Genomic DNA, 11451 nt, shown 5'->3' with positions numbered 1-11451 from the left:
TCGCGTGCGGGCTCTGGGTGTCGGTCGGGGGCGGAAGAGAGGGCCCGCCCGGGTCCCACCGACGGTCGATCAGGTCAGGTCAGGTTCAGGCCTGGATGGACGCGACCTTCGAAGCAAGCGCCGACTTCTTGTTGGCGGCCTGGTTCTTGTGGATGACGCCCTTGGAGACGGCCTTGTCGAGCTGACGCGCGGCAGCGCGCTGGGCCTCGACGGCCTTCTGGACGTCACCGGAGGCAGCGGCCTCGCGGGCCTTGCGGATCGAGGTCTTGAGGGAGGACTTCACGGCCTTGTTGCGCAGCCGAGCCTTCTCGTTGGTCTTGATCCGCTTGATCTGGGACTTGATGTTCGCCACGAAATGAGCCTTTTCAGGTTCAGGCACGGATCCGGTGAAGGACCCGTACCGGTGATTGTCACTGAGTGCGTGCCTCGCGCTGAGAGGGCATGAGACACAGCTGCCCACGGTATCAGCCGTCCTCCAGGCGGCCCAAACCGAGCGCAGCCCCCCGCTCATGGGACCATGGAGGCTACGTATTGATCCCAACCGAGGCCGACCTGAGGCAGAAGGCCTCAAGAGACAGGACCCTGCGTGCCCGCGATCCCTAAAAATGTGCCCGAGCCGAGCCGCACCGACCCGGCTCTGATTCGCAACTTCTGCATCATCGCGCACATCGACCACGGCAAGTCCACGCTCGCCGACCGGATGCTCCAGCTGACCGGTGTGGTCGAGCAGCGGCAGATGCGTGCTCAGTACCTCGACCGGATGGACATCGAGCGAGAGCGCGGCATCACGATCAAGTCCCAGGCGGTGCGGCTGCCCTGGGCCCCGACCGAGGGGCCCGACAAGGGCAGTACCCACATCCTCAACATGATCGACACGCCGGGCCACGTGGACTTCACGTACGAGGTCTCGCGCTCGCTCGCGGCCTGCGAGGGCACGATCCTGCTGGTCGACGCGGCGCAGGGCATCGAGGCGCAGACCCTCGCCAACCTCTACCTGGCGATGGAGAACGACCTCAAGATCGTTCCGGTGCTCAACAAGATCGACCTGCCGGCCGCCCAGCCGGAGAAGTTCTCGGAGGAGCTCGCCAACCTCATCGGCTGTGAGCCCGAGGACGTGCTGAAGGTCTCCGCGAAGACCGGCATGGGTGTCGAGGCGCTGCTCGACAAGGTCGTCCACGAGGTCCCGGCCCCGGTCGGCGTCGCCGACGCCCCCGCCCGCGCGATGATCTTCGACTCGGTCTACGACTCCTACCGCGGCGTCGTCACGTACGTCCGTGTCGTCGACGGCCAGCTCAACAAGCGTGAGCGAATCCGGATGATGTCGACCGGCGCCACGCACGAGCTGCTCGAGATCGGTGTGTCGTCCCCCGAGATGACCCCGGCCGACGGCATCGGCGTCGGCGAGGTGGGCTACATCATCACCGGCGTGAAGGACGTCCGTCAGTCCAAGGTCGGTGACACGATCACCTCGCTGAACAAGGGCGCGACCGAGCCCCTCGGCGGTTACAAGGACCCGAAGCCGATGGTCTTCTCGGGCCTGTATCCGCTGGACGGCTCGGAGTACCCGGACCTGCGCGAGGCCCTCGACAAGCTGCAGCTCAACGATGCCGCGCTTGTCTACGAGCCGGAGACCTCGGCCGCGCTCGGCTTCGGCTTCCGCGTCGGCTTCCTGGGGCTGCTGCACCTCGACGTGATCCGTGAGCGGCTCGAGCGCGAGTTCGGGCTCGACCTCATCGCCACCGCCCCCAACGTGGTCTACCGCGTGGACATGGAGGACGGCACCGAGCACCAGGTCACCAACCCGAGCGAGTTCCCCGAGGGCAAGATCGACAAGGTCTACGAGCCCGTCGTGCGCGCCACGCTCCTCGCGCCCAGCGAGTTCATCGGCGCGATCATGGAGCTCTGCCAGACCCGCCGCGGCACCCTCCTCGGCATGGACTACCTCTCCGAGGACCGGGTGGAGATCCGCTACACCCTCCCCCTCGCCGAGATCGTCTTCGACTTCTTCGACCAGCTGAAGTCCAAGACCCGCGGTTACGCGTCCCTGGACTACGAGCCCACCGGCGAGCAGGCCTCCGACCTGGTGAAGGTCGACATCCTGCTGAACGGCGACCGCGTCGACGCGTTCTCCGCCGTCACGCACAAGGACGCCGCGTACGCGTACGGCGTGCGCCTGGTGGCCAAGCTGCGGGAGCTCATTCCGCGGCAGGCCTTCGAGATCCCCGTCCAGGCGGCCATCGGATCCCGCGTCATCTCCCGCGAGACCATCCGCGCCATCCGCAAGGACGTCCTCGCCAAGTGCTACGGCGGTGACATCTCCCGTAAGCGCAAGCTTCTGGAGAAGCAGAAGGAGGGCAAGAAGCGGATGAAGATGGTCGGCTCCGTCGAGGTGCCGCAGGAAGCCTTCATCTCGGTGCTCTCCAGTGACGACGGCGGCGGCTCCAAGAGCAAGAAGTGAGCCACTGAGCACACAGGGTCCGGCAGGCGTTCGCGCCGCCGGGCCCTGCTTTTGTGTAAGCCCTGTGAGGGGTGAGGACGAAGCACGCAGTCGGGTGAAGTCGGAGGCCGGAGCCCCTTACGCGGCGGCCGGGTGACCCTTACCCTGATCACTGCCCAATGGTTACTCACCAGTTAAACAAGCCGCTGAAACAAGCCGCGCTGCCGCGGGCCCGGAGGACGTCGTGAGCGACACACAGACCTTGATCGAGAACCGTCCGCCCTCCGTGGCGAACCTCTTCCTGGAGCGCGTGACGGCGACACCGGACGCCGAGGCCTACCGCTATCCGGTGCCCTCGGCCACGGGCACGGGCCCCGACGAGTGGAAGTCGCTGAGCTGGGCGCAGGCCGCGCAGCGCGTCTACGCCATCGCCGCCGGCCTGGTCGAGCTGGGCGTGGGCCCGCAGGAGCGGGTGGCGCTCGCCTCCTCGACCCGCGTCGAGTGGATACTCGCGGACCTCGGCATCATGTGCGCGGGCGCGGCGACCACGACCGTGTACCCGCAGACCAACGAGGACGAGTCGGCGTTCATCCTGTCCGACTCCGAGTCCAAGGTGATGGTCGCGGAGGACGCCGCGCAGCTCGCCAAGGCGCGGGCCCGCCGCTCCGAGCTGCCCGAGCTGCGGCACGTCGTGGTGGTCGACGCGACCGGCGTCGAGCCGGACGCCGCCGACCCCGACGGCTGGGTGCTCACCCTGGAGGACCTGGAGGCGCGCGGCGCCGCGTACCTGGAGAAGAACCCGGACGTCGTCACCGAGCGCGTCGGGGCGATCACCAAGGACCAGCTCGCCACGCTCATCTACACCTCCGGCACCACGGGCCGCCCCAAGGGCGTCCGCCTCCCGCACGACAACTGGTCGTACATGGCGAAGGCCATCGCGGCGACCGGCCTCGTCAGCGGCGAGGACGTGCAGTACCTGTGGCTGCCGCTCGCGCACGTCTTCGGCAAGGTGCTGACCTCCGGCCAGATCGAGGTCGGGCACGTCACCGCCGTCGACGGCCGCGTCGACAAGATCATCGAGAATCTGCCGGTCGTGCAGCCGACGTACATGGCCGCCGTGCCGCGCATCTTCGAGAAGGTCTACAACGGCGTCGCCGCGAAGGCGCGGGCCGGCGGCAGCGCCAAGTACAAGATCTTCCAGTGGGCGGCCGGGGTCGCGCGCGAGTACGCGAAGGTCAGCCAGGACAACTTCCGGCGTACGGGCGTCGCCTCGGTGCCGTTCAAGCTCGCCTCCAAGCACAAGGCCGCCGACCGGCTCGTCTACGGCAAGCTGCGCGAGGCCTTCGGCGGCCGGCTGCGGGCCTGCGTCTCCGGGTCCGCCGCGCTCGCTCCCGAGATCGGCTACTTCTTCGCCGGCGCGGGCGTGCACATCCTGGAGGGCTACGGGCTCACCGAGTCCTCCGCCGCCTCCTTCGTGAACCCCGGTGAGGCGTACCGCACCGGCACCGTCGGCAAGCCGCTCCCCGGCACCGAGGTGCGGATCGCGGACGACGGCGAGATCCTGCTGCGCGGCCCCGGCATCATGGAGGGCTACCACGGCCTCCCCGACAAGACGGCCGAGGTCCTGGAGTCCGACGGCTGGTTCCACACCGGCGACATCGGCGAGCTGTCCAACGACGGCTACCTGCGGATCACCGACCGCAAGAAGGACCTCATCAAGACGTCCGGCGGCAAGTACATCGCGCCCGCCGAGGTCGAGGGCCAGTTCAAGGCCGTGTGCCCGTACGTCTCCAACATCCTGGTGCACGGCGCGGACCGGAACTTCTGCACGGCGCTCATCTCGCTCGACGAGCCGTCGATCCTGGAGTGGGCCAAGGAGAACGACCTCAGCGGCGCCTCCTACGCCGAGGTCGTCGCGGCGCCGCAGACGGTGCAGCTCATCGAGGGCTACGTGAAGGAGCTCAACGAGGGCCTGCAGCGCTGGCAGACCATCAAGAAGTTCAAGCTCCTGCCGCGCGACCTCGACATCGAGCACGGCGAGCTGACGCCCAGCCTGAAGCTGAAGCGCCCGGTCGTCGAGCGCGAGTACAAGGAGCTGCTCGACGAGATGTACTCCGGCAGCCGCGAGGGCTGACGCCCCGGGGAGACGCCGCGGTTGGGCAAGCGCCTACCCCCGGCGCATCAGCCGCAGCGTCTCCTTCATCTCCCCGATGTCGTGGCGGAGTTCGCGCACATCGGGGTTCTCGTTCACCGCCAGGCGGCGCTCCATCGTCGCCATGCGGGCCGCGAGGTCGTCCAGCTGCCGGTGCTCGCGTGTCAGGAGGCGCTGCAGCTGGCGGTTCTTGCGGTGCAGGTCGAGGAAGACGGTGACCTTCGCGCGCAGCACCCACGGGTCGAAGGGCTTGGTCAGATAGTCGGCCGCGCCGGTCGCGTAGCCGCGGAAGGCGTAGCCGGTGTCGGCCTCCGTGCCGGTCAGGAAGATGATCGGGACGTCCTTCGTCTGGTCGAGACGCTTGATGTTCGTCGCCGTCTCGAAGCCGTCCATGCCGGGCATCCGGATGTCCAGGAGGACGACGGCGAACTGCCTGCGCAGCAGCGCCTTCATCGCCTCCTCGCCCGAACGGGCCCTGACCAGCGGCTCGTTGAGCGGCCCCAGGACGGCTTCGAGGGCGGTCAGGTTGTCCTCCATGTCGTCGACGAGGAGGATGCTGGCCCGATCCGCTGAAGTGGACTCTGCAGTGGTCATGTTGACGGTGCCTCACTCAGTGGTCGCCGGGATACCGGAGACCTCGGTGGCGGGAGACTCCGCCTCCTCGGGGGCCAGCAGCTCGCACACGACGTTCAGCAACTGGTCGACGTCCACCGGTTTCGGTACGTAGTCGTTCGCGCCCTTGGCGATCGATTTCTCGCGGTCGCCGGGCATGGCCTTGGCGGTGAGCGCCACGATGGGCAGGCCGGCCCACCTCGGCGTGCCACGGATGACGGAGATCGTCTCGTAGCCGTCCATCTCGGGCATCATGATGTCCATCAGGACGAGTTCGACGTCGGGGTGGCTCTCCAGGGTCTCGATGCCCTCGCGGCCGTTCTCCGCGTACAGGACCGGCATGCCGACGCGGCCGAGCACATGGGTGAGCGCGAAGACATTGCGGATGTCGTCGTCGACGATCAGGACGCGGCGGCCCGGCAGGACCTGGCCCGGCCTGCCCGTCTTCCACTGCTCCAGCTTCGTCGTCGCCGGCCAGTTGTCCTCCTGTTCCGGTGGCTGCGAGGCCGTGTACGCGTCCGTGGGGGCGCCCTGTTCGGGCACGGGGGACGCCTGCGGGAGGGCCGGCGGCTCCTGCTCCTGGCCGGGCGGCGGCTCGTGTCCCGGGCAGCGCACGGGGACGTACAGCGTGAAGGTGGAGCCCTCGCCGGGCTCGCTCTCCGCGACGATGTGGCCGCCGAGCAGCGCGGAGATCTCCCGGCTGATGGACAGGCCGAGGCCCGTGCCGCCGTACTTGCGGTTCGTCGTGCCGTCGGCCTGCTGGAACGCCTCGAAGACGACGGCCAGTTTGTCGCGCTGGATGCCGATCCCGGTGTCGGTGACGGCGAAGGCCAGCAGGTCGTCGCTGTCGCCCAGCTGCGTCCCCTCGGGGCTCTTGACCCGGCGGACCCGCAGCTCGACCCGGCCCTGCGCGGTGAACTTGATCGCGTTCGACAGGAGGTTGCGCAGGATCTGCTGGAGCCGCTGCTCGTCCGAGAACATCTCGCGCGGCACGTCCTCGCCGACCGACACCTCGAAGGCGAGGCCGCGGTCGAGGGTGAGGGGCCGGAACGTCGCGTGGACGTAGTCGAGGACCTTGATGAGGGGGAGCTTCTTGGGGCGTACGTCCATCCGGCCGGCCTCGATCTTCGACAGGTCGAGGATGTCGGTGATGAGCTGGAGCAGGTCGGAGCCGGAGCGGTGGATCGTCGTCGCGAACTGGACCTCCTGGTCGTTGAGATGACCGTCGGGGTTGTCGGAGAGCAGCCGGGCGAGGATGAGCAGCGAGTTGAGCGGGGTGCGCAGCTCGTGCGACATGTTCGCCAGGAACTCCGACTTGTACTGCGATGAAGTCGCCAACAGGGCCGCCTTCTCCTCCAGTTGAGCGTTCGACCGCTGCAACTCGGCCTGCTGGCGCTGGAGTTCGTTCGAGCGCTCCTGGAGCTGAATGGCGAGCCGCTGGGACTCGCCGAGCAGCGATTCCGTACGGGAGTTGGCGATGATGGTGTTGATGGCGACGCCGATGGTGTTCACGAACTGGTCGAAGAACGCGAGGTGGACGTCGGAGAAGCGGGAGAACGACGCGAGCTCGATCACGCCGAGGAGCTTGTCCTCGAAGAGGATCGGGATGATCACGACGGACGCGGGCGCCGCCTCGCCGAGCCCGCTGTTGATGTTGATGTAGTCCGGCGGCACCTCCTCCACCAGGATCCGCTTCTTCTCCAGCGCCGCCTGCCGTACGAGGCCGTGCACCGGCATCCCGCCCGTGTCGATGACCGAGGCGGAGCCCGAGCCGTACCCCGCGATGTACGCGAGCCCCTTGGTCGGTACGGCGGTCGGCTGCCGCGTGCCGTCCTCGTCCTCCTCCGCCAGGAAGAAGGCCCCGTACTGGGCGTTCACCAGCGGGGTCAGCTCGCGCAGGATCAGGTCGGCGACCTCCATCAGGTCGCGGTGGCCCTGCATCAGGGCGGCGAGGCGCGCCAGGTTCGACTCCAGCCAGTCCTTCGCGCGGGTCGTCTCGCGGAGGTTGGCCACCATCAGGTTGATGTTGTCCTTGAGCTCGGCGACCTCGCCCTGCGCGTCGACCGTGATCGAGCGCGACATGTCGCCCTGGGTGACCGCGGAGGCGACCTCGGCGATGGCGCGGACCTGCGTGGTCAGATTCAGCGCCAGCTCGTTCACGTTCGTCGTCAGGCGCTTCCACGTGCCGTACACGCCCTCGACCCGGGCCTGGCCGCCCAGCTGGCCCTGGGAGCCCACCTCGCGGGCCACGCGGGTCACCTCGGAGGAGAACGAGGAGAGCGTGTCGACCATCGTGTTGATGGTCGTCTTGAGTTCGAGGATCTCGCCGCGCGCGTCGACGTCGATCTTCTTGGAGAGGTCGCCCTGGGCCACGGCCGTGGCGACCTGCGCGATGTTGCGTACTTGGGAGGTCAGGTTGTCCGCCATGTAGTTGACGTTGTCGGTGAGGTCCTTCCAGACGCCCGACACGCCGTGGACGGTTGCACGCCCGCCGAGGCGGCCGTCGGTGCCGACCTCGCGGGCCACCCGGGTCACCTCGTCGGCGAAGCCGCGCAGCTGCTCCACCATCGTGTTGACGGTGTCCTTCAGCTCCAGGATCTCGCCGCGCGCGTCGACCGAGATCATCTTCGACAGGTCGCCCTGCGCCACGGCGGTCGTCACCTGGGCGATGTTGCGGACCTGGGAGGTCAGGTTCGACGCCATGAAGTTGACGTTGTCGGTGAGGTCCTTCCAGACCCCGGACACACCCCGGACCTGCGCCTGCCCGCCGAGGTTGCCTTCCGTGCCGACTTCGCGGGCGACGCGGGTGACCTCGTCGGCGAAGGCGGAGAGCTGGTCGACCATCGTGTTGATCGTCGACTTGAGTTCGAGGATCTCGCCCTTCGCCTCGACGGTGATCTTCTTGCCGAGGTCGCCCTGCGCCACCGCCGTCGACACGAGCGCGATGTTGCGCACCTGCGAGGTCAGGTTGTCGGCCATGAAGTTGACGTTGTCGGTGAGGTCCTTCCAGACGCCGGAGACGCCGCGGACCTGGGCGCGGCCGCCCAACTGGCCCTCGGTGCCGACCTCGCGGGCGACGCGGGTGACCTCGTCGGCGAAGGCGGAGAGCTGGTCGACCATGGTGTTGATCGTCGACTTCAGCTCCAGGATCTCGCCCTGCGCGTCGACCGTGATCTTCTGGCTCAGGTCGCCGTCGGCCACGGCGGTCGTCACCTGGGCGATGTTGCGGACCTGGGAGGTCAGGTTCGACGCCATGAAGTTGACGTTGTCGGTGAGGTCCTTCCACACCCCCGATACGCCGCGGACCTGGGCGCGGCCGCCCAACTGGCCCTCGGTGCCGACCTCGCGGGCCACCCGCGTCACCTCGTCGGCGAACGCGGAGAGCTGGTCGACCATCGTGTTCACGGTCAGCTTCAGCTCGAGCAGCTCGCCCGTCGCCTCGATCGTCACCGTGCGCGTGAGGTCGCCCTGCGCCACCGCCGTCGTCACGAGCGCGATGTCCCGCACCTGCGCCGTCAGCCGCGACGCCATGGTGTTGACCGCCTCGGTCACATCGCGCCAGCTCCCGGACAGGCCCGTCACCTTGGCGCGGCCGCCGAGCCGGCCCTCGGTGCCCACCTCGCGGGCCACCCGGGTTACCTCGCCGGTGAACAGGGAGAGCTGGTCCACCATCTTGTTGACCGAACGCCCCAACCGCCGCAGATCGCCCCGGAGTTGACGCGAGCCGTCGTGCAGGTCCACGCGCTGGGTCAGATCGCCGCCCGCCACCGCCTCCAGCACCCGCGTGGCGTTCGCGGTCGGCGCGACGAGCGCGTCGACGATGGTGTTCACGTCGCCGACCCGCGTCACCCAGGCGCCCTGCCCCGGACTGGCGTCGAGACGCTCGTCGAGGCGGCCGTGCCGGGTGATCTCTCTGCGCACGCGCGCGAGTTCGGAATTGAAATGCAGACTGCGGTCCGCGAGCTGATTGAATGTCGCGCCGAGTTCCCCGACCAACCCGTCCGCGGTGGACGGCACATGCGTGAACGTGCCGTCCCGGGCAGCCGTCAGCGCGGCCAACAACGGCCGGAGATCGCTCGGGCGGATGGCTTCGTCACCGTAGCCCTTCTGAGGTGCACGCATACCACTGTTCTCACTCATAGCGGCCTACTTAGGTAACTCCGCGCTTATGGGCGTGGTCAGTCTGTCACTCTGTCGGTGTCGCCTGAGGCGTCTTTGCCACAACTACTCAGGAGCCGAAACGTGGGTTCCATTCCGATCCAGCGGGACAGCGTCCTCGGCCCCCCGGACGTGCCGGACCACCCGGCCGGGGAGCCCATCGTCGCGCGCACGTCGCTGCCGGGAAACCCGCTCGCGCCCGCCGCCGCCCGCCGTTTCCTGCGGGCCGCGTTCGCCGACTGGACCGAACTGCCCGAGCTGGCGGTGTCCCTGACCCTCGACGGCCGCCTCATGGACGACGCGACCGTCGTGCTCAGCGAACTCGTCACCAACGCCGTCGTGCACGCGGGCACCGGCGTCGACCTGCTGTGCCGACTGGAGGGCCCCGCCCCCGACGGCGGCGCCACCGCCGGACTCGTCCTCGAGGTCACCGACCGGCACCCGGCCCGCGCCGTCCGCAACGACCGGGCCTTCCGCTCCCCGGAGACCCCCGAGTACGGCCGCGGGCTCCAACTCGTCGCCTCCCTCGCCGAGTTGTGGGGCATCACCTACGGGCACGGCACCAAGACCGTCTGGGCCCGTATCCCCGCCGACGCCCCGACGGCCGCCGCCGAGATTCCCGACACTCCGGCCCGCGTGCGCAGCCTGCAAAGGGGCTTGCGCGCCGCGGAGATACTCGCCCCCGCGTCCCGGCGCGCCCCCCAGGACCAGGACTGGATCAACCGCGGCGCGCTCTCCTTCCTCGCCGAGGCCTCCGACCTGCTCGCGGGCCAGCTCGACGAGGACATGGTCGCCGCGCTCGTCGGCCAGCTCCTCGTCCCGCGGCTCGCCGACTGGTGCGCCATCTGGTTCTACGAGGAGGAGGGGCGCGGCCTGCCGGGCGTCGTCGAGCACGACGTGCTGGGCGCGGGCCCGATGCAGCTGCCCCGGCTCGCCCGCGTCTGGCACACCCATGAACAGCGGACCGAGGAGCTGCGCGGACTCCTGGAGAAGGAGCCCCCTCGGCTGCCCGACCGGCTCTCCGGCGCCGTCCCCGTGCCCTGGCCCTTCGACGCGCAGGGCGGCGCCGGCACGGAGGACTCGGGCTCGGCGCTCGCCTACCGGCTCTCCGCCGGCGGCCGCGCCCTCGGCATCCTGCTGATCGGGCGGGCCGGACGGCACCGCTTCCCCGACGAGATCACCGGGCTCGTCGAGGACTTCAGCCGGCGCGTCGCCCTCGCCGTCAGCGCGGCCCGACGCTTCACCCGGCAGGCCACCATCAGCCGCATCCTGCAGAGCGGACTGCTGCCCACGTCCATGGCCGAGATCCCCGGCGTCAAGACCGCCCTCGTGTACGAGCCGAAGGAGGCGGGCGGCCCCGGCGGCGACTTCTACGACGTGTTCCCGGCCGGCGACGGACGCTGGTGCTTCGCGCTCGGCGACGTCCAGGGCAAGGGCCCCGAGGCCGCCGTCGTCATCGGCCTCGTACGCCCGTGGCTGCGGCTCCTGGCGCGCGAGGAGTACCAGGTGGCGCAGGTCCTCGACCGGCTGAACAGGCTGCTGCTCGACGACGCGACCGAGGCCTCGGACGCCGCGGCCCGCGCGCTCGCCGCGGCCGACGGGCGGGGCGTGCCGCCGGAGGGCTCCACCTCCCGCTTCCTCTCGCTCCTCTACGGCGAGCTGACGCCCACCGAGGACGGCGTGCTCTGCACCATCGCCTCCGCCGGGCATCCGCTGCCGCTGCTGATGCGGCCCGGCGGGGAGGTCGTCGCCGCGGCCACGCCGCAGGTGCTGCTCGGCGTCGTCGACGACCCGGACTACACGAGCGAAACGTTCGTGATGGGCACCGGGGACACGCTCCTCGGCGTCACCGACGGGGTGACGGAGCGGCGCCGCGGGGCCCTCCAGTTCGACGACGGCGACGGGCTCGCGCAGGCGCTCGCCGGGTGCGCGGGCCTGACGGCGCAGCTGCTCGCCGAGCGGATCAGGCGTCTCGTGCACGCCTTCGGGGACAGCCCGCCGGACGACGATCTGGCGCTGCTGGTGCTCCAGGCGCAGTGAGGCGGGACGGTCGGTGCGTTCCGGAGTCTCCGCGAGGCGGGACAATGGGGGA

Annotated in this window: 6 protein-coding genes; 3 read left to right on the top strand and 3 right to left on the bottom strand. The window is 69.4% G+C overall.

Going from position 1 to position 11451, the window contains the following annotated elements:
• Window positions 1-85 precede the first annotated feature (85 nt).
• Complete coding sequence (gene rpsT / locus ACZ7L4_RS17320; protein ID WP_385757032.1) at window positions 86-352, bottom strand: 30S ribosomal protein S20; 267 nt, start codon at window positions 350-352, stop codon at window positions 86-88.
• 234 nt (window positions 353-586) lie between these two features.
• On the opposite strand from rpsT, the gene lepA reads away from it, so the two are divergent.
• Window positions 587-2458, top strand: coding sequence for a translation elongation factor 4 (gene lepA / locus ACZ7L4_RS17315; RefSeq protein ID WP_472103342.1), 1872 nt, complete (start codon window positions 587-589; stop codon window positions 2456-2458).
• Between the two features lie 223 nt (window positions 2459-2681).
• A complete protein-coding gene (locus ACZ7L4_RS17310) occupies window positions 2682-4571 on the top strand; it encodes an AMP-dependent synthetase/ligase (RefSeq protein WP_472103340.1) in 1890 nt (629 codons plus the stop codon).
• A gap of 33 nt (window positions 4572-4604) precedes the next feature.
• Here ACZ7L4_RS17310 and ACZ7L4_RS17305 read toward each other — a convergent pair whose 3' ends face one another.
• Window positions 4605-5183 carry a response regulator gene (locus tag ACZ7L4_RS17305; RefSeq protein ID WP_472103338.1) on the bottom strand — a complete coding sequence of 193 codons (579 nt, stop codon included), beginning with the start codon at window positions 5181-5183 and terminating at the stop codon, window positions 4605-4607.
• Window positions 5184-5195: 12 nt separating this feature from the next.
• Window positions 5196-9341 (bottom strand): HAMP domain-containing protein, encoded by a 4146-nt coding sequence (locus ACZ7L4_RS17300; protein WP_472103336.1) that lies wholly within the window; start codon window positions 9339-9341, stop codon window positions 5196-5198.
• 102 nt (window positions 9342-9443) lie between these two features.
• Between ACZ7L4_RS17300 and ACZ7L4_RS17295 the strand changes: the two genes are divergently transcribed.
• Window positions 9444-11399, top strand: a complete 1956-nt coding sequence (locus ACZ7L4_RS17295) for a SpoIIE family protein phosphatase (RefSeq protein WP_472103334.1) — start codon at window positions 9444-9446, stop codon at window positions 11397-11399.
• Window positions 11400-11451: the final 52 nt, after the last annotated feature.

It is taken from the genome of Streptomyces sp. NPDC107575 (assembly GCF_055657265.1).
Note: the sequence above shows the minus strand (reverse complement) of the source record. Positions and strands in the feature narration are given on the sequence as shown.